Raw genomic sequence first — 23981 nt, 5'->3', positions numbered from 1 at the left:
CATCCATATCACTTCATACTCCGACCAATGAGTATCCTGAACTTCATCGACTTGAATGAACTCAAAACACTTACACCATCGCTCTCTAGCTTCAGTTCACAGACCAACAGGGCACGCACGTAGTAGACTAAATCATCAAAATCAATCGCCTGCCGTTGTGCAATTCATACTGATATTGGCAGGCAATTTTAAAGCCTTTTTCAGTCATCCTCTCATCAAATAAGACTCGTAATCCTTGAGGCCGTTCTAAGAGCGCTCCATATTCTCCAGAGGTAAGCTCAGTTTACAGCTTGGATTTCTGAGTGAGTGGGAGAGTCTTTACTATCGAAATTCCTGATAGTTCTTTGAGTAGATCTAATGAATCTTGCTCATCATAAATACGAATTCCTGGCTTAAACCTATTTGATGCTTCTGACGAAGAATATGAGCACATAATCCATGAAAGGTTTGACCGTCAATTGGTCAGTTGATCACAAGCTTGAGACCATCTGCATTTGCTGCGCTGCACGGTTTGTAAAAGTCAGGCACAGCAATTGTGGGGATGCACTCCCATTCGGATAGCCTGATCGACTCGTGCTGCTAAAACAGAAGTTTTCCCAGTTCCCGCTGGAGCTAAAACTAAACCGGACCATTTGTATGGCAATAATTTGCTGTGGGAATAGGAAAAACTCTAGCACTACAATCAAGATACGTCACCACACAGGCTATTCTTCAAAGGATCCCTCTAAACTTACAACAACTATTCCATCGAAAAAGGAAAAAGAAAAAGTAATATCTTCCTCAAAAAACAAATATATGTGCAGTCTAATGGTCTCCCAGGACACTATGCCCTAAGTGGTTAATCAAAGAGAACACAAAGACTATCTACACCTTCCACTCCACAGCTCATAGTGCTAATGCAGTACGTTATAGCTATGCGTTATGGCTTGAAAGATCTACAACACTACGTTTTCCTGCGATCGCATCCCTACAGGACACACCAAAGGACCATGAAATAGCTGACCATGGACAGCTGGATGAAACGCAATGGAAACCATGGTTGGAACTTGAATCAGCAAAGAATCTGAGTCGAGGTCCGACAGCTCTAAAGGAAAGCTGCAGAGATCACGTCATTTTTGAGCATATGCGCTTCACCACTGACGAGTGGACGGAGATCAACCTTCAGGCAGGCTCTCAACCTCGTGAAGGCAGCATCCATCTCATCACCAATCCTGATGCCATCGTGCTAAGGCATCACAACTGCTCAGAGCTGCCAATGGGCAAATATCATCGCGGGACTACAGTCATTACAGGCCGCAGATGCGCCGAACTGCTCAAAACAGCCACCTTTTCTTACCAATCTCCTTTCAGTCTTGGTTACAGGACACCAACTTCATCCAACTAACCTCACCTGCTTCGAGTGCCGACTCTGTACCTGCTGACAGGTCATGGACTCAATTACACAGATCCGAGATCTGTTAGATACAAAGTTTATGGATAACCGGGAGATCAATCGTCATTATGGAAATGAGTTGCTCTAGCTTGCGATCTCAATTTCGCCGATCTCATCGATTACCAATCAGTAGAGGGAAACTTATACACCCAGCTCTCCAGAACCATCTATGCTCGCATTGCAACCCATTGGTATGCCCCTCCCCAAATTCTAGACATTGACTTTATGGCCGCCATTCAGGGACACTTCATCATCCTGCAAACGAAGACGTGGAAACGAAGAAATCCCTCGCTAAGAAGCGGCATTATTTTGATTACTTCATTGGCAATGAAATAGGCAAAATCAATAGACAACAAGGGATTCGTTTGCACGATCCAAATGTAAGTGTGCTAGTAGGCTTACACCCGGATGATGGACCTCCACCCCAATCACTCCCGAGTGACCAAGCATCAGATTTTCCAGATCTAGAACAAAGGATCGAACCGTCTCCGAACCTCCAAGCAGCCATCCAACACTTCCTTTCTGCACTTGCAACGCTTGAAACTCCTGAAGATATCAGAGAATTAGTCAAAGGCGAGATTTCAAAATTCAAGCATTACTCTGATTTTTTGGCGTTTATCAAAGTGCCATTCAAGCAGCAGTCCACTCTGGTGATTTACCTCTAATTGACAGTAAGACTGCATCCTGGAAGCGTTACACCAAAGAAGGGATAAGTTACGAGGAACGACAACATTATGCCTTGGTCTTTTAACGAACCAGACATACCTATTGCAACGCCATCTCCACCTCATCCGGTTTCAACTCCACCTCTAAAAAGCCACACTACACCCACCACCGCGAATCAGAGCTTAGACACCATTTCCCATACTCTCTCTGAGTTATGTCAGACTTTGCTCCAACCACAACAGTCTCATGACAATATCGTGCCCAGCCCTTAGAGCAGAAATAGATACCTTAATCGCTGCTCTCACTCAGCTATGTCTCGTTTTGCTTCAGCAACAGCAAATTTCTAAGCGCGTATCCAGCCCTTCACCGCCACAAGTTGCACCCCCTATCAAAAAGCGAGGCAGGGGGCGTCTAGATCCCGAAGAAGCAAACGCCAAGATTCACCGCGCCATAGATGCCATTATGGCCTTCAACAACACTCCCAACCGGTCTCATGAGGAAATGTGGCGCATTGGGATTTCTTCACTTAAAAGGCTGACTCATTCGTCACAATCTGTCATTCAAAGAGTACATAAGCAAAGGGAAAAAGATATTGATGCCCATCATGAGAAGCATAATTTAGGAAAGTACCATAATCTCCCCCATGGACATGCAGGCATAATGATCGATGAGGTTATCAAAGCTCCTGTGAATTCATAAACAGAGGGGCAAAGAGCACCTAATGTTTATCTCCAATACCCTCCAGACCTCTAGTACGTTGTTGAGGGCAGATGCGATCTCAGTGAAGCCTCCCATGCTCTCCACCCCTCATGTCGTAAGGTGGCTTCAGAACCATCATTTCTGGAGCAGCATTCATGGCGACAGATATCCCCAAACCGACCGAAGTCATTCAGCAGATGATTGATTTACGGATTCAACTCGCCGAACTAGAAGACCAAATCGAAGCCCTCAAACCGGCTTTCTTTGCAGCCTGTGCAACACAAGGAGACGACAAGTTTGAGCAAGAAGGGGCAATTATCGCGCGACGACTCACACCTGGCAAATGGATATATCCTAACCACATCACTGTCCAAGAGAGACAGCTCAAAATTCTCAAGGAAGAGTTTCGGCAAACCCACGAACCCACAGCAGGCAGGGAGATTATTTGGAGCATCAAATTCCTCTAGAACCTCCCCTTTGATCTATGCGTTTTATCCAATAACACTGGAACCAATTGATATGCCAGACGCCACAATCCTATCCATCACTGAAGCAAGCCAAACGCTCTCCGATCTCGTCGATCAAGTGAACGAGTCTCATGAACCGATTATGATCGCAAGCGCGCAAGGCAATGCCGTTTTAGTCAGTGAACAGATTTGGAACGCATTGCAAGAAACCCTCTATCTCAACTCCATTCCAGGGGTGTGGGATTCTATTGAAGTGGGCATCCAGACTCCCCTTAAAGACTGCTCCGATACTTTAGCTTGGGCAGATCAATATTGAACGTCGCTGGGCCAATCAAGGCGATTTTGCCGCTACCGGTAGCTGATCAGAAGCCATTTCTGCAAACGGTAAATGACAGTATTCACACTCACCAACCTGCCAATGCACTGGCAATTGGAAAGCGTTCCCACATCGGGGACAAGCAGACAACAGTTGACGTTGATGACGATCGCAATGCGATATTTCAGCCATTTGCCAAGTCAATTGATGGGATGGAATTTCGGCATAACATAGCGCACAAAGGCGGGTCTGAAAATAAAGCTGGGTCTCCTCTGAAAACAGCATTAGGCACAGCCGAGCTACTTCCACCCCCGTCAAATCAGACAGGATATTGAGCGCAGCAGCATTCGGTATTCGACGACGAGAAGGCGTTTCCCAATAGGCAACCATATAGGATCTAAGTCTCAGCATGGTAGACAGGTGACCACTACTCAGACAATTGGCTCGACGAAAGCGGCCCAAAAAATGTCCAAAGCTTTCGTCTGGATAGGGTTGAACCTGAAACATCCAAGGTTGTAATGAGGCAATCGATGGGGGCATCACACTCGAACCACAGCGAAGGCCATCATAATGAACAGGATTTGACCACTTGCCTCAGGAGGCTATATTCAATGCGAGTTCGCCCCATCAGTAAAGTTTGAATGGCTGCTTCTCGGAGAATTTGATCTAAGAGCCCTATATATCCTTGGGTTTCTGAAGGAGCAGATCTTGAGCTTTAGCACTGGTGAGTTTTGAGGGTTCAGGTAGTTGCAGGATATGCTCTTCCCAAAGGGCCGTGGTCTCTCGTAACTCTTCTGAATTTAGACGAGGCATATGATAGGTCAACAGAAATCGATATTTAACTTGCTCATCCCAGCTCAGTACAGCATTAAGACGATCGGTTCCCACTAACACAACTGATATTTCCAACTTGTCGGAAATATCACGGGCCTCAGATATGGCCCGTTCTGTCAGACGTTGCGCTTCATCCAGAATCAGCATCTCAACACCACAGTTGGAGAGAACGTTATACAGCCGTTCTCGTAATTCTGGAATCCGGCCCCCTGTTGCCCGATATTGGAGGAGTTGCAACAGACCTGTAAAAAAGCCACTCACTGACAAGTTTTCTGGACAATGCCAATAGGCGACTGGAATGATGGGCGCATAGCCTGGGTTCTGCGTGACGGTATGTTTCAAGTGGTAGGTATCACAGCTAATCGTTTTCCCGTTCGTGATTCTCCAACCACTCGGCAGGATTGACGGGTCAAACGCTTGGCATCTAGCCAGGTATGAAATCGCGTCATCTGAGGCAGCTCAAGAATACGGCGTTTACCTAATTGCCTAATTTGCTCTTCCACATCGATGGGTTCAGCTTGCTCTTCGATAGGGAGCGCTTTAGTGGACGACTCATTCAGATGCTCTGATGCCATAGGGGTCACTCCATATGTTCAGTGGACTTAGAGGCCATGTTCCCGACGTAGTGTGTCGTAGTCATACACCTGAATCTTAGGCAATGGCTGGGTAACAACGGGTTCATCAGGCGCTTCCTCTTCATTTTCGGTCGATGGTTGAGGGAGCAGGTCAGGTTGCTCTTCAGGCATGGGGAAAGGTTGCTCTAGCAAGTTGTCGATAAACTGGGTGCGATCTCGTACCTCAGCTAAGACGGATTTATTGGTGACTTCTTCTGAGGCTTGGCGCAGACGACGACTGATAGCTTTCGCTTCGGATAAAGACAGACGCTCCGTTTCTAAGTTTGAGCGCGGGCTCGGGTCAGAAAAACGTCTCTGGGGCCTTCTTGCCGATAAATCAGCAAGCTGGTGATATCACGCGGGTCATAACGAAGAACGACTTGTTGTCCGGCATAGCCTGCTAGATATTCACCTCGATAAATAAGGTTGGAGAAGCGAATATACCCACCTCGATAGACTCGGCGACGATCCTGACGCATCAGAGAAGGTCTAAGTCTCGCTCTTCAATCAACGGGGTTGGGCAATACGGCCTTCTTCCCAACGGGCTAAACGACTTTGTTTACCTAGACGCGGATCTGGGAGTTGGTTATACCGATCCACGATGTAGCGCACGAGTAAACGCTCTAGTTGATGGAGGGTCAGACGGGCTTCACTTTCAGCCCGTTTGCGGTGGTTCTTGAGGCAATTAGTGGTGTAGCCGGGAAGGGTTGAGAAAAACTCACTATTTAAGGTGCCAAAAGGCCGCTCAACGATCCCGCCATCTGAGGGTTTCCGACGTAAACATAAAACGATGCCTAAGCTGGCAGCGACTTGATCAATATGATGGACGTAAAGTCACTGCCGCCATCGGTATAGAGGTATTGGGGACGCCATAGGTGCCCCAGAGGTTCATTAGCTCATACTCAGCTCCGTACTGCTTGGGTAAGATGGCGTGGCGCAGGGCCAAGCAGGTGACGGCGGCACTAGGGTAGGACAGACCTAAGTGAATGCCCATGATGCACCGGGAATAGGTATCAACAATGGTAGTCAGGGTGGGACGACCCAGGATATCACCTTGCTGATCCACAACTAGGATGTCGGCAGGGGTATGGTCGCATTGCCACACCTGATTGCTATATTCGATGTTCAGCTCTATCCCTTTACGAGTGGTGAGCTTTAAGGTTTCTCCATTCCAACCAATCGCTCGACGTTTCTTCTTGAGCGATCGTGACTTCACTTCTGGCTCTAGAATACGGTAGACAGTAGCTCGACTGGGATATTCCGACTGACCGAGTTTTGCAGCCCTACTTTGCACAAGATTAGCAATTTGAGCAGGAGCTGTATGACGCATCCCACGGTTTCCTTTACGGTAGGTTTGCACAATAAACTGATGCCAATCTTCACTCACTTTGAGTTGCCCTTGATCTGAACGAGACTGACGAATGATTCCTTCTATACCTTGCTCACGGAATTGGTGTATCAGGCGACGCAGACTACGATCACTGAGGCTTAACTCTTGAGCGGCCTTTTTTCGCTCTTGGACATATCTCTTGCACCCTTCGTAACTCTTTAACCGTTGCAATACCTCTAGACGGCGCTGCAAGTGATACGGAAGCGGTTCTGTATTGTTCAGAATCTTCTGTTCTACCCCGTCAGCTAATCCTTCTGACAAAGGAGTCTCCGATGTTTGTTCTATAGTTGGTAAAAAGTCAGACACGTCGCACTAAACCACTGACAATTTTCAAACATTTTTAGCCCGAGCACGTCTCACGCTATTTGTCCGAAACTCATTTTTAAGACTACGAGACAAAAAGCGGTGAAACCTTCATCGAAAAAGAAATAGATGCAGCTCAGACAAAGTATAAAACGTCTCACGCTATTTGTCCGAAATAGTTAAGCAAAGTGTCTCACGCTATTTGTCCACAATTCCTATAGCCTTTACCCAGAAATAAATACAGCAAAGTAAAGCTTGATTAAAGAAGAATACTTTTGATAAGAAATGAACAGATCAATCAATTAAAGATGTCGCTGTAATGCTTACTGTAAAATCTTTTTAGCTATATCTGGACAAATAGCGTGAGACGATAGGACAAATAGCGTGAGACATGACACTGATACTATTTTATATCACACCTATGAACTTACACCTAAAAATCATATAAGCGATCGCAGATCTACTCTGTGTGACGCAGGATCTCGGATCGGATCGTGTGATCACAGCGCTCATTCAAAAAATCTTCCCCTGTGTTATCGCCTGTGCTCCTTACTGTGTATAGCTTATAGACTTTGTAAAGTTGCGCTACAATTTCCAATTCTACCCTTGCCTCTTTCTTATACCTATATGCTTCTCGTACCTATTTATTAATTCTCATATCTTAAATACTTGACTTTAGGTGTGAATATTGCTATATTAGGTACAGGTTGAGAGACAGGCCGTTCCTGCTCCACTCATTACTTCCACAACTAAATAGAACTGCGACGAATGCAGAAGGCTTATAGACTGCCGCTCCTAGCCGTACCTATAAGGATTGCACCGCACCTCGAAGGATCAGTAGAGGGTTCTATTACCCCCACAATTTGCACCCTACAAAGGACGATGACCGTATGGTACACCCCACGCTTACCCAACGTTCTAAAGCCTGGATCTCGCTCAATAAAAAACTAGGCTTCGACCTGGAAAATTCCCCTGTTGATGCGTCTCATTTATGCGATACCTTGACCCCTATTGAACTGATCGAACTGAAAGCAAATATTGATGCCGCTATAGAGTCTAAATTATTTGAAGCTACTACAGAATAAGGATTATAGCTCTTTTCTTTCTTATGTAATTTGAACTTATTTTTACATAAGAAAGTCATACGGAGGCCCGCCGCAATGCCCAAACCCTCTGACTACCGCTTGCTCTTACTCCTGGTCTTGGTGATCATTGTGCTCGACATTTGTTCACAGGCCAGATCACAGCCTCAAAACCATTTCCCTTCAGTCATACCTTCCACGCTGTTCTAATCCATCACTAGCCATCTGTTCTTTGCGATCGCAATCGGAGGCCATCATGACAGCCACTCAAATACTGCCCCAGGAACAACTTCTCGACAGACCGCTAGGATTTGGTGAAAGTCCTAGCGCTATTGCCATATTCTGCAATCGAGCTAACACTCATACTTGGTATACCCTCGATTCTAATTCCCAACCCCAAGAAATCCCTCATCCTGCTCTCACTGGCTTCCTCAAAAGCCTGGAGTTCATCAAAGGGGAATACAAAAGGAAACCCACCTGTAAAATCAGAGTCAAGCTTCAGGCGCATCGTCCCTGCACCCTGGAAGCTGGTGCTGAGTCCGTCTTCGCTAAAGGCTTATTGATGGCGATCGCGAATCTCAATACGAAACAGCTCCTTCAGCCCATCACCATCGAGGCCGTCCCTTCAGATCAAGATGACAAGGTGCTGTTCTGCCGGGTCTGGTTGGGCACTCAAAAGGTCTTCCAACGGTGGGATGAAACAACCCATTGGCGCGATGTTGCCAAGAAAGCTATCGATAATGTCGCTCCCCTGCAACCGCAAGGTTGACTTTGAATGCTGAGATCGCCCCCAAACGGATGGGGGTGATCACTAACCGATGATAAGACCACGCCACAATGAGGGCTGCATCATGCAAATGTATAAACTCACTTTCCCAACCCAAAACCTCTACTCAACTCCAATGGATTGCCAATGTGCCCACGGCCAACAAGAGGAATACGGGGGAGAAGTTCTACCCTGTTTTGATTGCTTCTTGACGGATGGCAGCACCCGAGAGGATGGATCGGTCGCCATTCTCTCCCGTGAGTGGCTGACTATGACTGAACTGGAGAAATATAATTCAACGCGACAACATACCCAAGAAGTTTGGGAGCGGGTAACGCCTGCTGTTGCCAATACCCCCATGTATCAGGTGGTTAAACATGATGTGCCGTTCAATGTCATGGATCGACTGGCTGCTGAACAATTCCTGGAGCAGGATGAGGATGACCTGTGCTCGATGGAGCCCTGTCAAGATTGCATTTGGACATATACCGAAACCTGCCCTGACTCGGATTTTGATCCCTATATGACTGCCCGCTCCCGTGAATGGCTCTCTGCTAATCAATTAAACGAGCGGAATACACACCTAGAGTTCCTTGGACAAGCCTGGGTAATCGCTTCCCAATACTTCTAACTGTTCTGTAACTGCGATCGCAGATGCTCATCGTTGGGGATACTACCTGCGATCGCAAGGACAAATTGCGTGAGACAAAAGGACAAATTGCGTGAGACACGACAGCAACAATAGCCTATCTCCACAATGTTGAGAATGGAGTCAATAGCTATATCCCCGCGAGCTGCCCCCAGTCCCTCGGCCAACCCATCGCTGGAATACCTATAAATTCGTTGTTTTTCCTAAAGGCAGTACTTGTCTCTTAAAACAGCTATTGAGTATAGTTCTCAGCTACTCCTAACGACACATTCATAGAGGGTATTTCACCATGACCTATACCACTCCTTTCCCAACTCATCAGGGAAAACAACTCTCTGATCGACGATATCTAACCACTGATGAACAATTAGCCTTAGTCTCTCAAGTTCAGGCCCGTACCCTACTCCTCAAACAGAAGAAAGCAGGGCTAACCCTCGAAGAAACAAGGATTTGCCTTCGCGGTGAACGCGCACTCAAAGCACTCGTGGAGGGACATCACAAAATGATTTGGTTGATGATCCATCGCTTCAACTTTTCCGATCGTCTGACCACAGATGAGCTGTTCCAAATCGGCATCATCACCATTGAAAAGGCCGCTAACTACTACAACCCCACTCGGCCTGGACGATATAGAAGATTCTCAAGCTGGGTCTTTTTCCTCCTCAGACAGAAGTTCCGCAACCTCTTCAAGCAAGAGCTGGGATATGAGCACAAACGCAAAACACTGTATGGGCAGCTCAGGATGAATGCTCCTCTATGCAATCATGACACCCCTCAAGACTTCGCCATCCTCGAAGAGTTGAAGCAACTGCTCAAGCCCCTCTCCAAGACGCTATCGTTCAAAAGCAAATCCATGCATTCCGGGCCTTTTACCTGGACGGTGAAACCACTCAGCAGATTGCCCTCAGCCTGGAACTGACGGTTGGCAGTGTCAAAGCCTATCTCTACGAAGCCCGAAAACAACTCAGGGGCAATCCCCAGATCCAAGAATGGGTAAGGCTGTACTGAACTTTCCTTTGGCCAGGGGAAAACCCTATCCGCCTAGCTGGAATGCTAACCCCTGTGCGATCACAAACCCCTACTGCCGGGGATATAGCCTGCGATCGCAAAACCTCTTTCTACAAATCCATATCCCAATCAAAGAGCCGATCTATGAAAAGATTCACTCTCCCTTTCTCCCGTGTCCTTCAACGACTCAAGGACCATTTCAAGCTGCAACAATGCGCTTCCTGTGGACTGTGGTACAGAACACTGGAGCTTGACCAAGATGGCATCTGCCACGACTGTGGGCGCTTTCTCTGATGAGGCAATACCCCTCGTATAGCCAATAATTACGCCTTGGAGGGCTCACCATGACTCCTTTCGATTATGAACTTGCCAAGGGCAATTTGATCAGCGCGATCAATCTCGCGATCCAGGATGCAAACCAAGCTCTTGACGATGCCGAAAACGCGATCACTAACCTCAATAAACGACAACTACATATCCATCATCTCGCTCAAAACGCTCTCAACAAGTTTCAAAGACTGTAAACGAAGCACCTTACTTAACTGCTTCAACCCTCTCGCTACAAATTTCAGAGGAAACATTTATGCTAACTGCTTCTGAACTGCTTGCTGATCTTGATCATTACTATTGCACTACACAACATTACAAACACCCCTTTGGCCTTCTCTATACCGATGGCGTTAAGGCACTGGCTATGGGTGGGGAATGCTATTGGCTCATCGATGCGATCGCGAGTTATCAACCTGGAAAAGTCATTCGCGCTAATTCCAGGCTCTTAGAGTTCCAGCGCTGGATGTTAACGGTCAATCCTGACAAAAGTGCGCTCTTGGCTTGCTACGAAAATAACGCTAACACCTGCATTCCCGCTATCACGCAGAAAATCGATTGGACTAATTTTGTTCTGCCTGAAATCGAGCTTTATGTGGAAAATGGAGTGCTGCTTTTACCCTCTGAACATTAAGCGGAACTGTCTTTATGTATATTCATACCTAAAATACTTGACTTTAGGTGCAAGTCTTGCTATATTAAGTACAGGTTGAGAGGCAGGCCGTTCCTGTCCCACCGATTACTTCTAAAACTGAATAGAATATGCGACGAATGCAGACCGCTTATGGGCTACCGCTCTCAGCCGTACCGATAAGGATTGCACCGCACCTCGAAAGATTAGTAGAGGGTTCAAGGTCTTACCGATCTGACCTGAATGATGATCGGTTATTCATATCTTTTTGCCGCTGGTTGATTCTCGCTGGCTTCATACTCCGCCGTTTCTGTCTGGGAGTTGTTCACGAGAATTAGCCAGGGGCTGCGATCAGGCTGATGTCCCGGTGAACCTCATACCTCGCCACTTCGGTCTATGGAGGTCTGTTTCTCCGGGATATGCCTGATCCTATTGCTTTTATTGTTGATGTTCTTTTTTCTATTGCCCCGGCGAGTATTGCAGTCCGGGGTCGCTCTTTTCTTGAATGGGAGTTTTGATTATGCTTCAAGGTTTATCTTTGGATGAGTTGGCGACTGAGATTCAGGAACAGACTCAGTTGAAGCAAGATTTTGCGGTGGAGTCTCAACAGATTCAGATGACTCCACAGGGCGATCGCTTGCTCGTTCCTAAATTGGGCCTGGATCTATTGGTGAATGATATGGCTCACCGGCAGATGGGGGCTTCGATGAAGATTCATCGTAAGTACTATCTACAGATGTTGCACAATGCACCTGATTTGCTGGCGACCAATGTCAATTACTGGCTACAACGTCAAGGACAACGCACCCATGTCCTCCGAACAATGGAGGGGACGGCTCGGGCGTTCTTGGGGGGTGGCTATGGCATCGTGGATCATGAGCATTTGCTGTTGCCGTTGCTGCTGAAGCTCCGAGAGTTGGATGATGATCTGGAGGTCTTAAGTACAGGTCTGACGGAGAATCGGCTGTTTCTGAAGCTGGCGTTTCCAAAGCTCGAAGGTGAGATCCGAAAGGGGGACGTGATTCGCTCGGGGGTGACGATTTGCAATTCGGAGACGGGGCTAGGGGGGCTGAATACGTTTCAAGCGAATTTCCGCCTAGCCTGTACGAATGGCATGACGCGAATGGAGAAGGGGATGCGCTTTTCGATCCGCCATTCGGGTCAGCGTCATGAGCTGGGGGAAATCCTCGATCCTGATCTCGCGGCGGATAAGGTGCAGCGCTTCTTGGAACACTTTAATGAGGCCAGGGATGAGGCTGCGTTCCAACGAACCCTGGAGCAAATGAGACGTGCTACACAGCAGTCTGTGGAGGTCTCGGCGGATGTGCTCTTGGAGAATGCTCGACAACACTTTGGACTGACGCTCGATGAGCAAAAAAATGCCCTTGAGAATATTCTCATGGAAGAGGACTTGACGCAGTATGGCCTGATGAATGCGTTCACGGCGACGGCGAAGCAGGTTCACTCCTACGCTAGAGCCTCTGAACTCGAAGCGATGGGCTCTAAAATCCTCAACCTCTCTCGCTTTTGATTCTTCGCTCTCATTTTGTCAAAGGTTGCGCTACTCCCCTCGGAGACGCTGTCGTCCTGTCTCCTTAAGAATTTACGCCTGTGCAACCAAATGGTTCATTTTATTGAGGATTTGGCTGATAATTAAAAAACCAAAAAAGAAAGAAAGTATTTATGGAAATTTTTTTTAGAGAAATAAAATATTTTTTTTATCGCATATTACATAATAATCATCAAGCAAATCCAGCAGAAATACTTATTCAGACTATCCAAAATTCAGAGTCTCAAAATGTAATCGCGAGAATTGCAGAGGTAGGTATAGACTCTTGCATGCAAAACGGAGTATATAGAGATATTCCTGTTCTAAGCTCTTTGATTGGGCCAATAAGAGTTTTTATTTCAATTCGAGATTATTTCTTTATCAAAAAATTAATGATATTCTTGACTAGCTATGAATCAATCGATTCGCAATCAAAGGAAACTTTTACTAAAAAGCTTAATTCTGACTCAAGCTATAGACAATTTATCGGAGAACATTTAGTTTCAGCATTAGACAGATATTCTCAAACTGAAAAAGCAGAAGCTTTATCAAAACTTTTTAGTGAATATATTAATGGAAATATCTGTAGAAATGATTTTCTAAGATATTCTTATATCATTGAAACTGTGGATTGGAATTTAGTCCCATATCTTCAATACTTTTACGTCACAAGATCTATTCATGACTGGCACTTTTATAACTCATTGTATGGTGAATGGGTTGATATAAGACTTGTAGATTACTATGAAAAAACTAAACTTTTTGATTATCTCGGATTGCCAGTCGAATTAGATAGTTTTGGTAGAGCTGTAGAGAATTTTGTAAATATACAGAGTTTTGTTTTTACAGGACTAATATCTATGGATTTAGGAAAAGTTGAACGTGGTAGAAGTGATATTGAAAATGGCTATTTTGCTTCTGATATTGTCACACCTGCATCTTATTCTACTAATGACTTTGGAAAAGTTTTTTTGAGTATACTTAAACTTCATATAGATCCTAATAGAATAAAAAACTATTTTGAAAGTAAGAATTTTTGTCTCGAACTCAATGAAAGTCCTGGTTTAATATTCAAGGACTTAAAAAAAATTTGGATAGTAAAAAAATCTGAAAATATGCAAGATTTGTAATTTATTAAGACTATCTTAAAAGTAATCCTAAATGTCGCCTTGAATACACTGAAAATAAGCAGCTTGTAGTCTACTCGAATTGATAGTCATCGGTTGCCATGCCTGCAAAAACTCTATCGTATTCTGCTTCTAGTTCTACCGCCGCTAGGTTTAATAAATTTGATCCATACACGTCTGAACTAGCCCAACCCTCAACAAAAGAGTTCTTTTAGTTGAGAGTTAAACCTGTTTGAAAAGTTTTTGGAAACCCTTATCAAAGCTAGCTTTCAGCGATTTTGACTATTCTGGCTAAAATCCATGTCAGATAAGGCTTCTGGAGAACTTTGCAAACAGGTTCTAAAAGTATGAATTCATCAAAATTGGAGAACAATTATTTTAAAACTTGAAATCATACCTATTGTTCTGAAATCGTTATATAAGTCAAGCTAGTTTTACCTTCATTACTCATAATTTGGATCTTGGGGTCAATTGTATGATCTTTATTATGTAATTTTCTATCATTTATAAGCTAATGATTACATAAGACAACAAAATGTCCCCTCTTAGCCTCACCCAGCTAAAACCCACGATGGCAAAGCTCTCCCCAAACAAAAAACAGCGGTTGCTTCAATGGCTACAGTCTGTGATCGAGAAAGATGGTCTCAACAACAAAACCCCATTAAAGTGCAACCTCAAGAAATGTGCTCAATAAATTCTATTTGTTTAGGCAGAATCGGCCTATTTCTTCCATCAAAGCATTTGTTGGCATAGATACTCATACTTCTTCCGTAAAGCTTAGCGTAAAGGTAGAATAATGCAGGAGCTAAATATTTGTCATCATCTATAGAATGGCTCCAAAATTTCACAATTTTTGGCACTAATGCATTACTAAGTATTTGGAAAATTTCCTCATTGAAACTCTCCCTATATCCATTGCAGATATCTTCAAGAATTTCAGGCATTCTCAGATAGTTATGATTTCCAATTTCTTGGCTTAGGAAAGCAGATTCCCTGACCAGCATGGCATAAGGGCCTGCATGGAAAGACTGTCTTGCTTTTAGATTGTAAAGGTAGTTGCTAAAGCCCTCATTTTTCATTCTTTCCAATCTTGGAAGGTGATGTGTACCTGAGAAAACTCGAAAAACAATATCCCATAGCTTGTCGAGGGAGTCTGTGAGCGGAAGAATACCTTCAGAGAAGTCTTCCTCTAGCAATGTTCTGGTGAGATGAAACCAGTAGACTCGATCAATTGACTGAGGTAATGAACCCATGTACTGCTGAAAAGCTCGAAGGAGTTCTCGATCAGGGGAATCTAGCAGATAATTTTCTTCGTAGTGTTTATCCAAATCAAAATCCTGCAAAAACATTCGGATCTGATCAACTTTAATTTGATAGAGCTTTGAAATTGAAGTAATTGTGGTATTGACATTGGAACAGTCGAGAGGAAACATAAGGGCAACCAAGAGCTTGGGACATATCGATCCAGGCAATAAAACGGTGATTCAGGCACTGGTGAGACCGCAATCCACTTCAACAATTTTGAGCAAAGGTTATAATTATGTACGTAATTCTGTACGCTCAGGATTCCCTGAGACAAATGACAATGACTGACTCTACGATCCTCTCTGTGACTGAAGCGCGACAAACGCTGTTTGGTTTGGTGGATCAGGTCAATGAGTCTCATGAACCGGTGACGATTACGGGTAAAAGGGGGAATGCCGTTTTAGTCAGTGAACAGGATTGGAAGGCGATTCAAGAAACGCTCTATCTCAAGTCGATTCCTGGGGTCTGGGAGTCGATTGAGGAGGGGATTCAGGAGCCTCTCGATGAATGCGCGGATGAGCTGGATTGGTAGTCTCATATGTGGACAATCAAGTATACGAAGCAGGCCCAGAAGGATGCTTTGAAGCTGGCTGCTGCCAATTTAAAGGGACAAGCACAAAAGCTTTTGGATATCTTGGCTGTTAATCCCTACCAATCGCCACCTGCGTTTGAAAAGCTGAAGGGGACGTCTGAACCAACTTTTTCGCGACGAATCAATATTCAGCATCGATTAGTTTATCAAGTCCTTGATGATCAGCAGATCGTTAAAGTCTTGCGGATGTGAACCCACTATGGGGATTAGGGGTTGAGACTTGTTGTGCTAGAAAAGGAGAATACACATAATATCCACTGGTTTTGCTAAAGTTGGGTCTTTGACCAATATTGTCACTTAGGATTATTTCGTCTATCTTGAATTAGTTTAGATTCATTCATTTCACAACTCAATAATTAACGCAATCAATTGTTCCACATGTCAAACAAACAGGAAGATATCAGTGGAAATCAATTTTTCGACTGACGCAGATGGCTTTCTGTCACAAGAGTGCCCTTCTTGCTATCAGCAATTCAAGATTATTTTCGGTGAGGGAAGTGACGATCCAATCTCTTTTTGCCCTTATTGTGGTTATAACGGTCAGCAATGCTGGTGGACCTCTGAACAAGCAACTTACATAGAGTCAGTTGCTGTGAATGAGTTACTAGGCTCAGGATCGAGTTTATCTCAACCTTCAGCCACTCTCATAGAGACTGATGATTCATACGATATCCTACGCTTCTCATGCTGCAATGAAACCATAAAAGCAGCTAAATATCAAAAACTCTTTTGTGTTATTTGTGGTAAAGAGATAGATATGCAAATAAATAGTTCAAACAAAGTATTCCTTAGCCATAAAGGAGTTGATAAAAAGAAGGTCATCGACTTCAAAGAAACATTGAAATTACTTGGATACGATCCGTGGATTGACGATGATGCAATGCCTGCTGGTACAACTCTTGAACGCGCTCTTCTCCAGGGAATGCAAGATTCATGTGGTGTAGTTTTCTTTATAACTCCTGACTTCAAAGATGAAGGTTTTCTGGAGACCGAGGTGAATTATGCAATACAGGAGAAACGTAAAAAGAAAGAAAAATTCGCCATCATTGCTCTACTTTTTCAAGATAAAGAAGGAAAAAAAGGTGAGATACCTGAACTACTAAAATCATATGTTTGGAAGAAACCGAAATCATCTCTTGAAGCATTTCGTGAAATTATCCGAGCTTTACCCATTAAACCAAAACATATTGATTGGCGTGATGAAATTCCTGGTGTAGTTACTACACCATTAGCTAAATCTAATAAAACGGAACTCTCTGATGAAGCAAAAATAATTCTCAAAGAAGCCGCTAAAGGTAATACTGATATTTTTTATTTGAAAGACTTAAACCATATATCGTTATCAACTAATGGCAAGGAGTTTTTTACTGATCAAGATAATAGAACACGGGCACTTTGGGAAGGTGGACTAGAAGATTTAAAGCGTCGAAGACTAATTATTGAAAAACCGAATACAAATGGTCAATATTTAACATTAACCCGTGAGGGTTTTAAAGCTGCTGATGAATTAGCTAAAGACAATGTTTAGATCATTGACAAGCTCACAAACTCCTGGATATCTTGACGGATCCATATTCAGTATCAACTGGTGTATCAGCCTAAACCTGCCAAGAACAGCTCTCTCAAACATCCTACTCTTGTACCCAAACTACTCTTCCAGTGAGATCGGGCTTCCTATCTACTGGGGATACCTCTTGAGATGCTCTCAAAGCACTCTCTGAGCACTACAGCCCATCCATGACAAATAAATCAAGAAGTGTGTCAAATAACTTGATTAACGACAGGTAAACTTTCAACTATCACTGGGGAAACCTAATATCTAGAAACTCCTTTCCAAGATATCGGTCATGTCACTTTTTAAGAATGCTATTGAATCAATACAGATAGGTGTTGAAGACTACAATACTGAGGATAATAGAAGACATGGATCTGCAACAAGAAATATTTACGCTGGAATACTCTTACTTTATAAGGAGAAACTCCGACAGCTATCGCCTTCAGATAGTAACGAAGTCCTAATCAAAAAAGATATTATACCTGTATTTAATAAAGATAAAAATGTAGTTTTTATTGGCAGAGGTAAAAACACTGTTGATGTTCATGACATAAAGAAAAGACTTAATAAACTAGAAATTGAAATTGACTGGAATAGCTTTAGTAATATACAAAGTCTACGCAATAATATTGAGCATTACTATGTGGAAGAATCTTCTGATGCAGTTCTTGAAATTGTTGGAAAATCATTTATCTTAATTCGAGATTTTATACATCACTACTTAGATAAAGATCCTCATGAAATCCTCGGTGAAGAATGTTGACAGAGTCTGTTAAGCACTTCAGAAATATTGAAGACTGAGCAAGAGGTGTGCAAGAACTCATTTAAGGAAATTGGATTTTTAGATGATGAGAATCTCAAAAACTTTATAGATAGCATCGATTGCCCATCTTGTAGTTCTAGCCTTATAAAAGTTTCAGAGAGTATAGATATTTTTCCGCTACTAGCATGTAGAGCATGTGGAGAGAAGTTTGGGTTTGAAGATTTACTCCCAGACAATAAACAATCAAATGGAGAGCATCTATCATATTGCAATAGCTGTGAGCATCCTAGCCCGTGTGTAGGAAAAATAGGAGAAGATTGGATCTGCTTTTCTTGCTTCAGCATTCATTCTGAAACAGAAGTGGGGCATTGTGGGTACTGTAATGAATTTGTGGCAGGTAATTTAGAAGACAGCTATCTATCGGGTTGCTTAATGTGTAGTGGACAAATGGGGCATTATATGAATTCTAGTAATTATGACTAAGCCTTACAAATCGCCTCGCAAATTTTCTATACAACCTGATTACTCTCACATCTTCTTCTATAAAGAAATAATAAATCAATGAAATCAAAAATCAATCGAAAAGATCCTCATTCCCTAGAAGACAATATAGATTTTGTTGAACTAATAGTAAGAATGATGACTGCGCAAGTATTAGATATTGAATTATTCGCAGATATTTTATCAAGCTGCTCAAATAATGGAATATTCATAAAGCAAGGATATTTTCATGATGAAGACTTTAGTAATTATCAGCAAAAGATAGAAAATCGTGGAACGCCATTACCAGTACTTTATAGCTCTCTAACAATCCTAGAAAAAGAAGGAATTATTACTGCAATGAAGCCTGGAAATTCTATATCTAGAGCAAAGATTGTTTATTTTGCCAACCCAAAAGCAATAGAAATTCATAGACAAAAAACATTGAGAAATATTCTGCTGGGGTTTGACTATATCATTCGCAGACATAGAAAATCTATTTTCAAAGTTGTGATTACAAATTCTGATGGTGACGAAAACATTGGGACAGGCTTTTTATTGAACTCAACCTTCTCATCTAGATCTTTAGTTATAACTAATAAACATGTGGTAATAGATGCAGTGTCAATACGCTTATTATGCGATAGTGATGAAGCAGAATCTAAAGAAATACTTGTTGATAAGAAAAATGATATCGTTTTTGATAAGCATAACGATATCGCAGCAATCACCTTAAAAGATATAGACTCAAGTGATGCTCTAATACCCAATACAGCTCCAAAGATATTGGATGAAGTAGTAACACTTGGATATCCAGCAGTTCCTAGAACAAACGACGCTTATTTAGTTGCTCACAAAGGTGAAATAAACTCTTTTGTCAAAGACTATGAGAGCAAAAGCTATTTTCTCTTTTCTGCGAAAACATCTCCTGGGAATAGTGGTGGCCCCATAATAGATAAAACAGGACGCTTTGTGGGAATCGTCACTCAAAATTTCTTCGAGGAAAACTCATTCAAAGAAAAAGGAATCACGCCATATCACGCAGGAATTCCAGCCTCTGAAGTAGTTAGTTTTATAGAAAAGAAATTTCCTAGCAGAAACAGATCAGGTGGATTCATAAGACTGACTCACAACGATTCTGCACTACTCCAATGATCCATAATCTCTGCGATCTCTCCTGGAACTTCTCTAATTAAACCTGCTGAGATTAATTCATCAAGCGTCGCAGCTAATTCTTTGGGATTACGTCGGTTCCGTTGTTGCCAGATGAATTCAAAATCAACTTTAGCAGTTTGCTTGACCAGTAAGAGCAGCAGCTCCACAGCTTCTATACTCAAACCACAGGTTGGCTCATACATTCTTTTAAGTGCTTGAGAAATCTGGCTTGCACTCACTGATAAACTCCTATTTACCAAGAAAATAATTAGACCTGATGGATAACTAAAATGTTGGCCATATTATCAGTCTGCCCTCATCAGTTGCAATGACTGAAGCAGGAGAATCACAATCACAAAAGCAAGAAAATATGATGTATGGATGGCATGAGTATCACTCCCTAATTTCGTATTTAGTGAACAACAGGTACGTCACTCCATTGGGTAGTGTATGCCTGGGTCATCATCCTGCGTTTCATAGCCCAAGTTTGATGCATCCCCTCACTGGCAAAAAACACAGTTTTGCGACCATACTCATCATTAAGCTGATCGACTATCTGCATCAGCGTCGTTGCTTTCTGACTATCTCCCTCACAGAATAAGTTCTGCTGTTTCACATTGGTGGGTGAAATATCCAACAACATGACCCCTGCTTTAGCATAACGAGGGCCTTTTTTATAAATCTGCTTGACGCCACGCTGAGCCGCACAGATTAACTTGCGAGTATCGGCGGTGGCCACCGGAAACCGGACCAAGGCCGATTCCCCAAAAAACTTTTCCTTCGGATTATGGCGGCCTGTACGAATAGAAACCTGAATGGCCCCACATTCTGAGTCTTGCGATCGCAATTTCTCTCCGGCTCGGGTCGCGTGCATCGCTACCGCTTGCAACAGGGAGTCCAGATCCTCTACCCGCTCCCCAAAAGAGCGTGACACAATGATCTGTTTCTTGGGAGCAATCTGATCGATACCCAAACAAGAGATTCCCCGCAGTTCCAAAATCAGGCGCTGCATCACTACGTTATACCGTCGCCGCATCTGTTCATCATCAGCCTCTCTTAGGTCTTTCGCCGTATAAATGCCGGATGCCTCTAACTTTTTAGCCCATTGACGACCAATCCCCCAGATGTCTTCAACCTGGATCGTGGTCAGTATGCCATCCAGAGACTCAGCACTACCGATATTAAAGACCTGACCAGGAATCGCCCACCGCTTACAGATTCTGTTTGCAATTTTAGCCAGTACCTTGGTAGGCCCAATTCCCATAGAGACCGGAATCCCAGTATGACGCTTGGTGGTGGCTACGATCTCCCGCGCATAGGCGTCTAGAGTGGCCAATTCAAAGCCCGTTAGATTTAACCAAGCCTCGTCAATGCTGTAGATCTCTAACTCAGGGGTAAACTGGCCTAGCGTAGTCATTACTCTGGCTGACATATCGCCATAGAGCGCATAATTGCTGGACACAAGTATCGCATCTAGTGCTTGTAACTCCTTTCGATATTTGAAGTAGGGGGCTCCCATTGGAATGCCTGCTGCCTTAAGCTCATGAGATCTTGCGACAAGGCAACCGTCATTGTTGGATAGAACCCCCAGTGCGTGGTCTTTCCAGGCGGGTTTGAAATTTTTTTCACATGAGACATAGAAATTATCACAGTCCACTAAGGCTATCCGGCGCTGAGGATTAGATAAAGGTCTTGCGGAAGACACCTATCACCACGCCCCAAATCACTAGTTCCATATCTTGCTTGATCCGAATGGGTGGATAAGCCTTATTTTCTGGATGCAGCTCAATCACACCTTTTTGCCGATAGAGCCGCTTCACTGTCATTTCACCCTCTAACACTGCCACAACGATGACACCGTGACGGGCCTCAACAGCCCGATCAACGATCAGATAGTCTCCATTTAAAATGCCAGCCTCAATCATAGAATCACCGGAAACCCGCACATAGTAGGTTGCTGCCGGATGTGACACCATAAATTCATTGAGATCTAATCCACTGTCAATCCAGTCTTGTGCTGGAGATGGAAACCCTGCCGGGGCATAAGCACCGAACAGAGGCCGTTCTAGCACCACAGAATTTTTCCAGGCATGAACAGAGTGTACGCGCATGGATCAGAACATATGTACCATGAAAGCCTATCACAGCTTTATGATGAATATCCAGTCAAACTGTATAAAAATCGCTCTTAAGGAATTGTTAGCAAGTGGATAATCTAAGGTTGAAGTGAGTGTGTTACGACTAGGAGCAACTGAGGGAAAAATTTCTGTCACTTCAAAATTGATTTGGGTTACATCGAAATTTACTCAGGCTCCTGCAAGCCTGTCTACCCATGCATACTGCCATTACTCAGCCACCAGACCCTCGGCTTACTGATTGTTCAGATTCCAACACTTACAGCTTTATTGCTGATGTAGATGGTATGCGGTTTGTATATTGTCCTGAGCGTACAAGAGTTGTTCCTATTGCTGTTCAGGGTATACCACTTGCAGCCGTGGGAGTTACAAGCTTTTTTCTCTCCGTTCGGATATGTGACCTTAAAAGCCTTGAGGGGGTACTGAGTGGTGCAATTGAGCTGATGATTCAACATCCCTCTCAAACCATCGAGCAGCGAAGCCTTACTTTGCAGGAGGTACAAGCTCATCTATATCCTATCCGGGCCTGCACTTTGTCTGCGGAGGTTGAACTGTGACAGATGTTGCAAAGGCATCGCGGGTGCGATCGCAGGTTTCTACAACGAGGGAATCCAACTATACCAAGCTTGCTATCTATCTTCCAAAAAGTACAGCCCATAATGCTGGTTGAAGTTCAATGTAGGAATGGAATCTAAGCAGAAAATTGTGAAAACAAAACACAAGAATCAGACTGAAATCTGAGCTACTAAACTACCGCCTACTTTTCAGTGTGATGCTCCGATTCTAAACGCAATAATTTAAATCTTGGCAGTAAAAAATATTTGAGAAAATTTTATGAAAATATTTATTCTTTGAAGCTCTTATCCTTATTCTAGAGGCATGATGTCAAATAGCCTGATTTCATGAGAACTAGATTTGTTCTGCTTCTATTTCTACCGTCCTTATTCGTCTCTTCACCGGTGCTCCCTGCTTTAACTAAAGAGCCAAAAGCTACCGCTGCCAGTTTTTCACCCACTATCTCACCAATTCTTGCACAACGAGAAAACTGCCTTGACTATGACCGCAATGTCAAACCCAGTACCCAAAAGAAAACCGTAGACTTAAAGCAGTTTGGTATTCAAATCAAAATTCCCAAAAATTTCCGCACCATGCTCCGTAATAATGGCGAAGTATGGATCTTGAACCCTGTTGACTACGATCTAATTGCTTGCACAGCTAGGGGTGGATTTGGAGGGCGAGGTCTTTATCATCCCTACATCCGCCGTATACCTAACCCTAATAATTTGCCTTTGCGTCGGTTGGTGATCCAACGAGAAAGAGCGAAGAAATTTAAGGTGGGTAAATGGTATCGAAGCTCTATGAAACCTTATCAATTCTCTGGATTAGATGGAGTTCTTGTTGAATCGGGGGTTAGGTCACTAAGGCCATCCTATTTCATGAAAATCCCTAAGATTGGTCAAGTAGTCGAAATAGGGATTGGGTGTGACTGCGAATTTGATAATACACAGATTTTTGAAGTTTTAAAAAACATTACCTTGCTGTAAACATAAAACGGTTTAGGTTTTTTGATTTGGAAACTCTGTCTTCAAGGGAGCATATGCTTTTCTCCATACCAAAGGAATAATTGCAACTCTATAGATAAGTGATCATCTTATGTAATAAGCTAGAATATATTTAGCCATAAATTTACATAAGATATAAATATGCCCATCGGCCTCACCCAGCTAAAACCCGCGATTGCAAAGCTCTCTCCGAACAAAAAGCAGCGATTGCTTAAATGGTTACAATCTGAGATCGAGAAAGATGATCTCAACACTGAGGTATCTCCAAAAGCTGCTCGAAAAGTTAAGGCTACCTATCGGCATGAATATGTTCGGTGCGGTAAAGATACCTGTGATTGCATGTCGGGGAATGTAGAGGATATGCACGGCCCTTACTGGTATGCCTATCAGCTAATCGATGGAAGGTTGGTCAGTAAATATATTGGGAAAAAATTCAAAGAGCTAGATTAAAATCTATGTAGATAAATATAATATTCTAACTTATTAATCTTCCCTATCACATAAATATACAAGAAAAATATTTCGATGAATTAAATTAATGATAAAGTTCGGAAATCCGTACAAATAAACATAG

Annotated in this window: 34 protein-coding genes; 23 read left to right on the top strand and 11 right to left on the bottom strand. The window is 43.3% G+C overall.

Annotated features, from left to right (window positions below; genetic code table 11):
• Positions 1-520: 520 nt before the first annotated feature.
• Positions 521-643 carry a UvrD-helicase domain-containing protein gene (locus ON05_RS38850; RefSeq protein ID WP_396150607.1) on the bottom strand — a complete coding sequence of 41 codons (123 nt, stop codon included), beginning with the start codon at positions 641-643 and terminating at the stop codon, positions 521-523.
• A 396-nt stretch (positions 644-1039) separates the two neighbouring features.
• Here ON05_RS38850 and ON05_RS32210 point away from each other — a divergent pair, with 396 nt between their 5' ends.
• The 6 genes from ON05_RS32210 (at position 1040) to ON05_RS32185 (ending at position 3580) form a co-directional block, all read left to right on the top strand.
• Positions 1040-1384, top strand: a complete 345-nt coding sequence (locus ON05_RS32210) for a hypothetical protein (protein WP_262562520.1) — start codon at positions 1040-1042, stop codon at positions 1382-1384.
• Between the two features lie 317 nt (positions 1385-1701).
• On the top strand, positions 1702-2097 hold the full coding sequence (locus ON05_RS32205) for a hypothetical protein (RefSeq protein WP_262562519.1): 396 nt from the start codon (positions 1702-1704) through the stop codon (positions 2095-2097).
• Positions 2098-2166: 69 nt separating this feature from the next.
• Positions 2167-2370: a hypothetical protein gene (locus ON05_RS32200; protein WP_262562518.1), complete on the top strand. Its 204-nt coding sequence runs from the start codon at positions 2167-2169 to the stop codon at positions 2368-2370.
• A gap of 49 nt (positions 2371-2419) precedes the next feature.
• Positions 2420-2797, top strand: a complete 378-nt coding sequence (locus tag ON05_RS32195; protein ID WP_262562517.1) for a hypothetical protein — start codon at positions 2420-2422, stop codon at positions 2795-2797.
• A gap of 155 nt (positions 2798-2952) precedes the next feature.
• Complete coding sequence (locus tag ON05_RS32190) at positions 2953-3264, top strand: hypothetical protein (RefSeq protein ID WP_010469764.1); 312 nt, start codon at positions 2953-2955, stop codon at positions 3262-3264.
• Between the two features lie 52 nt (positions 3265-3316).
• Positions 3317-3580 carry a type II toxin-antitoxin system Phd/YefM family antitoxin gene (locus ON05_RS32185; RefSeq protein ID WP_010469762.1) on the top strand — a complete coding sequence of 88 codons (264 nt, stop codon included), beginning with the start codon at positions 3317-3319 and terminating at the stop codon, positions 3578-3580.
• A gap of 15 nt (positions 3581-3595) precedes the next feature.
• On the opposite strand, the gene ON05_RS32180 is transcribed toward ON05_RS32185, so the two are convergent.
• From ON05_RS32180 to ON05_RS32155, 6 genes are all read right to left on the bottom strand, one after another.
• The gene (locus ON05_RS32180; RefSeq protein ID WP_010469761.1) at positions 3596-4120 is read right to left on the bottom strand and encodes a TniQ family protein; all 525 of its coding nucleotides are present in this window, start codon (positions 4118-4120) and stop codon (positions 3596-3598) included.
• 135 nt (positions 4121-4255) lie between these two features.
• Positions 4256-4756: a TniB family NTP-binding protein gene (locus ON05_RS32175; RefSeq protein ID WP_262562516.1), complete on the bottom strand. Its 501-nt coding sequence runs from the start codon at positions 4754-4756 to the stop codon at positions 4256-4258.
• Positions 4753-4989, bottom strand: coding sequence for a hypothetical protein (locus ON05_RS32170; protein WP_262562515.1), 237 nt, complete (start codon positions 4987-4989; stop codon positions 4753-4755). The genes ON05_RS32175 and ON05_RS32170 overlap by 4 nt, the downstream gene beginning before the upstream one ends.
• Positions 4990-5016: 27 nt before the next feature.
• On the bottom strand, positions 5017-5160 hold the full coding sequence (locus ON05_RS32165) for a hypothetical protein (protein ID WP_262562514.1): 144 nt from the start codon (positions 5158-5160) through the stop codon (positions 5017-5019).
• A 146-nt stretch (positions 5161-5306) separates the two neighbouring features.
• Entirely contained in the window at positions 5307-5507 is a 201-nt protein-coding gene (locus tag ON05_RS32160) for a Mu transposase C-terminal domain-containing protein (protein ID WP_262562513.1), read from the bottom strand.
• Between the two features lie 335 nt (positions 5508-5842).
• Positions 5843-6679 (bottom strand): helix-turn-helix domain-containing protein, encoded by an 837-nt coding sequence (locus tag ON05_RS32155; protein WP_262562512.1) that lies wholly within the window; start codon positions 6677-6679, stop codon positions 5843-5845.
• 932 nt (positions 6680-7611) lie between these two features.
• On the opposite strand from ON05_RS32155, the gene ON05_RS32150 reads away from it, so the two are divergent.
• From ON05_RS32150 to ON05_RS32115, 9 genes are all read left to right on the top strand, one after another.
• Complete coding sequence (locus ON05_RS32150) at positions 7612-7806, top strand: hypothetical protein (protein ID WP_010469786.1); 195 nt, start codon at positions 7612-7614, stop codon at positions 7804-7806.
• A 253-nt stretch (positions 7807-8059) separates the two neighbouring features.
• Positions 8060-8572 (top strand): hypothetical protein, encoded by a 513-nt coding sequence (locus ON05_RS32145; protein WP_010469784.1) that lies wholly within the window; start codon positions 8060-8062, stop codon positions 8570-8572.
• A gap of 88 nt (positions 8573-8660) precedes the next feature.
• The gene (locus tag ON05_RS32140; RefSeq protein WP_262562511.1) at positions 8661-9200 is read left to right on the top strand and encodes a hypothetical protein; all 540 of its coding nucleotides are present in this window, start codon (positions 8661-8663) and stop codon (positions 9198-9200) included.
• 307 nt (positions 9201-9507) lie between these two features.
• A complete protein-coding gene (locus tag ON05_RS32135; protein WP_262562510.1) occupies positions 9508-10137 on the top strand; it encodes a sigma factor in 630 nt (209 codons plus the stop codon).
• Positions 10068-10226 (top strand): sigma factor-like helix-turn-helix DNA-binding protein, encoded by a 159-nt coding sequence (locus tag ON05_RS38845; RefSeq protein WP_396150688.1) that lies wholly within the window; start codon positions 10068-10070, stop codon positions 10224-10226. The genes ON05_RS32135 and ON05_RS38845 overlap by 70 nt, the downstream gene beginning before the upstream one ends.
• A gap of 344 nt (positions 10227-10570) precedes the next feature.
• Complete coding sequence (locus ON05_RS32130) at positions 10571-10750, top strand: hypothetical protein (RefSeq protein WP_029315278.1); 180 nt, start codon at positions 10571-10573, stop codon at positions 10748-10750.
• Positions 10751-10809: 59 nt separating this feature from the next.
• The gene (locus ON05_RS32125; protein ID WP_010474917.1) at positions 10810-11187 is read left to right on the top strand and encodes a DUF6876 family protein; all 378 of its coding nucleotides are present in this window, start codon (positions 10810-10812) and stop codon (positions 11185-11187) included.
• A 517-nt stretch (positions 11188-11704) separates the two neighbouring features.
• A complete protein-coding gene (locus ON05_RS32120) occupies positions 11705-12715 on the top strand; it encodes a DUF932 domain-containing protein (protein ID WP_039780550.1) in 1011 nt (336 codons plus the stop codon).
• A 152-nt stretch (positions 12716-12867) separates the two neighbouring features.
• Positions 12868-13863 (top strand): hypothetical protein, encoded by a 996-nt coding sequence (locus ON05_RS32115; protein WP_010474915.1) that lies wholly within the window; start codon positions 12868-12870, stop codon positions 13861-13863.
• A 671-nt stretch (positions 13864-14534) separates the two neighbouring features.
• Here the strand turns inward: ON05_RS32115 and ON05_RS32110 are convergent.
• Entirely contained in the window at positions 14535-15293 is a 759-nt protein-coding gene (locus ON05_RS32110) for a hypothetical protein (protein WP_010474914.1), read from the bottom strand.
• Between the two features lie 152 nt (positions 15294-15445).
• On the opposite strand from ON05_RS32110, the gene ON05_RS32105 reads away from it, so the two are divergent.
• The 5 genes from ON05_RS32105 (at position 15446) to ON05_RS32085 (ending at position 19710) form a co-directional block, all read left to right on the top strand.
• Positions 15446-15697: a type II toxin-antitoxin system Phd/YefM family antitoxin gene (locus ON05_RS32105; RefSeq protein ID WP_010474913.1), complete on the top strand. Its 252-nt coding sequence runs from the start codon at positions 15446-15448 to the stop codon at positions 15695-15697.
• 6 nt (positions 15698-15703) lie between these two features.
• Complete coding sequence (locus tag ON05_RS32100) at positions 15704-15949, top strand: Txe/YoeB family addiction module toxin (RefSeq protein WP_010474912.1); 246 nt, start codon at positions 15704-15706, stop codon at positions 15947-15949.
• 211 nt (positions 15950-16160) lie between these two features.
• Positions 16161-17285 (top strand): toll/interleukin-1 receptor domain-containing protein, encoded by a 1125-nt coding sequence (locus ON05_RS32095; RefSeq protein ID WP_010474911.1) that lies wholly within the window; start codon positions 16161-16163, stop codon positions 17283-17285.
• A 319-nt stretch (positions 17286-17604) separates the two neighbouring features.
• Positions 17605-18075 (top strand): hypothetical protein, encoded by a 471-nt coding sequence (locus tag ON05_RS32090; protein ID WP_010474910.1) that lies wholly within the window; start codon positions 17605-17607, stop codon positions 18073-18075.
• Positions 18076-18636: 561 nt separating this feature from the next.
• Positions 18637-19710 carry a serine protease gene (locus ON05_RS32085; RefSeq protein ID WP_010474909.1) on the top strand — a complete coding sequence of 358 codons (1074 nt, stop codon included), beginning with the start codon at positions 18637-18639 and terminating at the stop codon, positions 19708-19710.
• On the opposite strand, the gene ON05_RS32080 is transcribed toward ON05_RS32085, so the two are convergent.
• From ON05_RS32080 to ON05_RS32070, 3 genes are all read right to left on the bottom strand, one after another.
• Positions 19683-19949 carry a hypothetical protein gene (locus ON05_RS32080; protein WP_039780587.1) on the bottom strand — a complete coding sequence of 89 codons (267 nt, stop codon included), beginning with the start codon at positions 19947-19949 and terminating at the stop codon, positions 19683-19685. The two genes, ON05_RS32085 and ON05_RS32080, sit on opposite strands and share 28 nt — an antisense overlap.
• Positions 19950-20122: 173 nt before the next feature.
• Positions 20123-21367, bottom strand: coding sequence for a Y-family DNA polymerase (locus ON05_RS32075; RefSeq protein ID WP_236618993.1), 1245 nt, complete (start codon positions 21365-21367; stop codon positions 20123-20125).
• Between the two features lie 22 nt (positions 21368-21389).
• Positions 21390-21821, bottom strand: coding sequence for a LexA family transcriptional regulator (locus ON05_RS32070; protein WP_050857487.1), 432 nt, complete (start codon positions 21819-21821; stop codon positions 21390-21392).
• 221 nt (positions 21822-22042) lie between these two features.
• Here ON05_RS32070 and ON05_RS32065 point away from each other — a divergent pair, with 221 nt between their 5' ends.
• The 3 genes from ON05_RS32065 (at position 22043) to ON05_RS32055 (ending at position 23857) form a co-directional block, all read left to right on the top strand.
• Positions 22043-22402 carry a hypothetical protein gene (locus tag ON05_RS32065; RefSeq protein WP_010474904.1) on the top strand — a complete coding sequence of 120 codons (360 nt, stop codon included), beginning with the start codon at positions 22043-22045 and terminating at the stop codon, positions 22400-22402.
• Between the two features lie 345 nt (positions 22403-22747).
• Positions 22748-23389 (top strand): hypothetical protein, encoded by a 642-nt coding sequence (locus ON05_RS32060; protein ID WP_010474902.1) that lies wholly within the window; start codon positions 22748-22750, stop codon positions 23387-23389.
• A 159-nt stretch (positions 23390-23548) separates the two neighbouring features.
• Positions 23549-23857, top strand: a complete 309-nt coding sequence (locus tag ON05_RS32055) for a DUF6788 family protein (RefSeq protein ID WP_010474900.1) — start codon at positions 23549-23551, stop codon at positions 23855-23857.
• Positions 23858-23981: the final 124 nt, after the last annotated feature.

This window comes from Acaryochloris sp. CCMEE 5410 (assembly GCF_000238775.2).
Taxonomy (GTDB): Bacteria; Cyanobacteriota; Cyanobacteriia; order Thermosynechococcales; family Thermosynechococcaceae; genus Acaryochloris.
This window is presented reverse-complemented; position numbering and strand designations above follow the sequence as displayed.

Bases quoted from the DNA above. Each gene is read 5' to 3' on its own strand.
- ON05_RS32200 (WP_262562518.1), top strand. From the start codon at position 2,167: ATGCCTTGGTCTTTTAACGAACCAGACATACCTATTGCAACGCCATCT.
- ON05_RS32190 (WP_010469764.1), top strand. From the start codon at position 2,953: ATGGCGACAGATATCCCCAAACCGACCGAAGTCATTCAGCAGATGATT.
- ON05_RS32185 (WP_010469762.1), top strand. From the start codon at position 3,317: ATGCCAGACGCCACAATCCTATCCATCACTGAAGCAAGCCAAACGCTC.
- ON05_RS32180 (WP_010469761.1), bottom strand. From the start codon at position 4,120: ATGCCCCCATCGATTGCCTCATTACAACCTTGGATGTTTCAGGTTCAA.
- ON05_RS32170 (WP_262562515.1), bottom strand. From the start codon at position 4,989: ATGGCATCAGAGCATCTGAATGAGTCGTCCACTAAAGCGCTCCCTATC.
- ON05_RS32165 (WP_262562514.1), bottom strand. From the start codon at position 5,160: ATGCCTGAAGAGCAACCTGACCTGCTCCCTCAACCATCGACCGAAAAT.
- ON05_RS32160 (WP_262562513.1), bottom strand. From the start codon at position 5,507: ATGCGTCAGGATCGTCGCCGAGTCTATCGAGGTGGGTATATTCGCTTC.
- ON05_RS32150 (WP_010469786.1), top strand. From the start codon at position 7,612: ATGGTACACCCCACGCTTACCCAACGTTCTAAAGCCTGGATCTCGCTC.
- ON05_RS32145 (WP_010469784.1), top strand. From the start codon at position 8,060: ATGACAGCCACTCAAATACTGCCCCAGGAACAACTTCTCGACAGACCG.
- ON05_RS32140 (WP_262562511.1), top strand. From the start codon at position 8,661: ATGTATAAACTCACTTTCCCAACCCAAAACCTCTACTCAACTCCAATG.
- ON05_RS32135 (WP_262562510.1), top strand. From the start codon at position 9,508: ATGACCTATACCACTCCTTTCCCAACTCATCAGGGAAAACAACTCTCT.
- ON05_RS32130 (WP_029315278.1), top strand. From the start codon at position 10,571: ATGACTCCTTTCGATTATGAACTTGCCAAGGGCAATTTGATCAGCGCG.
- ON05_RS32125 (WP_010474917.1), top strand. From the start codon at position 10,810: ATGCTAACTGCTTCTGAACTGCTTGCTGATCTTGATCATTACTATTGC.
- ON05_RS32120 (WP_039780550.1), top strand. From the start codon at position 11,705: ATGCTTCAAGGTTTATCTTTGGATGAGTTGGCGACTGAGATTCAGGAA.
- ON05_RS32115 (WP_010474915.1), top strand. From the start codon at position 12,868: ATGGAAATTTTTTTTAGAGAAATAAAATATTTTTTTTATCGCATATTA.
- ON05_RS32110 (WP_010474914.1), bottom strand. From the start codon at position 15,293: ATGTTTCCTCTCGACTGTTCCAATGTCAATACCACAATTACTTCAATT.
- ON05_RS32105 (WP_010474913.1), top strand. From the start codon at position 15,446: ATGACTGACTCTACGATCCTCTCTGTGACTGAAGCGCGACAAACGCTG.
- ON05_RS32100 (WP_010474912.1), top strand. From the start codon at position 15,704: ATGTGGACAATCAAGTATACGAAGCAGGCCCAGAAGGATGCTTTGAAG.
- ON05_RS32090 (WP_010474910.1), top strand. From the start codon at position 17,605: ATGTCACTTTTTAAGAATGCTATTGAATCAATACAGATAGGTGTTGAA.
- ON05_RS32085 (WP_010474909.1), top strand. From the start codon at position 18,637: ATGAAATCAAAAATCAATCGAAAAGATCCTCATTCCCTAGAAGACAAT.
- ON05_RS32070 (WP_050857487.1), bottom strand. From the start codon at position 21,821: ATGCGCGTACACTCTGTTCATGCCTGGAAAAATTCTGTGGTGCTAGAA.
- ON05_RS32065 (WP_010474904.1), top strand. From the start codon at position 22,043: ATGCATACTGCCATTACTCAGCCACCAGACCCTCGGCTTACTGATTGT.
- ON05_RS32060 (WP_010474902.1), top strand. From the start codon at position 22,748: ATGAGAACTAGATTTGTTCTGCTTCTATTTCTACCGTCCTTATTCGTC.
- ON05_RS32055 (WP_010474900.1), top strand. From the start codon at position 23,549: ATGCCCATCGGCCTCACCCAGCTAAAACCCGCGATTGCAAAGCTCTCT.